At 42.7% G+C, this 1,109-nt stretch carries 2 protein-coding genes; both read left to right on the plus strand.

Annotated features, from left to right (window positions below; genetic code table 11):
• Window positions 1–188: 188 nt before the first annotated feature.
• The gene (locus A3766_RS17365; protein ID WP_068510982.1) at window positions 189–449 is read left to right on the plus strand and encodes a DUF5062 family protein; all 261 of its coding nucleotides are present in this window, start codon (window positions 189–191) and stop codon (window positions 447–449) included.
• 238 nt (window positions 450–687) lie between these two features.
• On the plus strand, window positions 688–1,109 hold a 422-nt coding region (locus A3766_RS32720), incomplete at its 3' end, for a 1-acyl-sn-glycerol-3-phosphate acyltransferase (RefSeq protein WP_197479609.1).

The raw sequence follows: 1,109 nt of genomic DNA on the forward strand, positions 1-1,109 counted from the left end.
GATGACACTCCATGGGTTCATTTTGATGTAATGGCCTGGAATAATCGAAAGCTTCCTGGGCGACCAACTGGCGGCGAAGCATTTGGTATTCGTGCAGTCTTCGACCTACTAGAGCAACGTTTCAACAAATAAAACAAATTAGCTATGTTACACATTCACCCTAACTATAAACTTATGAGAAGCCCAGTATGGCGAAGAAGCTAAAAAACGAAGCTCAACTCCTTAAAGAAGCCATTCGCATCGGCACCTTATATGCCGAAAAACGTGGCGTCGCAAAATTCGAAGCTGATGACTCTCAAGACGACAAAATCGAGTACATTTACCGCTTACTAGTACACGACAAGCAGCTTCAACCTCTTGCTAAGGATGATCTGACCTTGGTGAAAATGAAGCACAAAATTGTTATGTGGCTGTATAAGCAGTTACCCGAGGGACATCCGCTTAAATAATTTACTTTGAGCCATTGCTTTAGGCAATGGCTCAGACTATCTTATGCACTATTCACCTTCACGCCTGCCGTAGACAAACGTAAAAGCGAATCTACACTCAGCACGATGATCGTGTTGAACTCTTTTCAGTTGTAGATTCAACCATTAATTTCCAATGATTCAATCCAAGACACTGTAATGAGTTCGCCCAATAGCGTACACTTGTACTCAAACTTTAATTACTTGCACTGAGAGTCTAATGATTCGTTTTATTCGTTATTCCTTATTATCTATTCACTTTGTCATCAGTTGCGCTCTCGGCCTTCTTTACGGAATTATTCGCCCCTTTCACCCGACTAACAGCCGCTGGTGCGCACAGACATTTGCGTTTTTCGGCCTGCCTATTATTGGTATTAAGCCAAAATTGGTTAACGCCCATAATTATCCAAGCGATCGTCCTTTTATCGTGGTAGCCAATCACCAAAGCAACTGGGACTTATTTGTAACTGGATATTCCGTGCCGCCACGCACAGTCAGCTTGGGTAAAAAAAGCCTTAAATGGATTCCATTTTTTGGCCAGCTTTACTGGCTAGCTGGCAACGTGTTAGTTGACCGAGGTAACCCTAAAAAAGCGATGGAAGCAATGGAGATTACCAAAACAGCCCTCACTGAAAAGAAAAC

This window comes from Oleiphilus sp. HI0132, assembly GCF_001635845.1.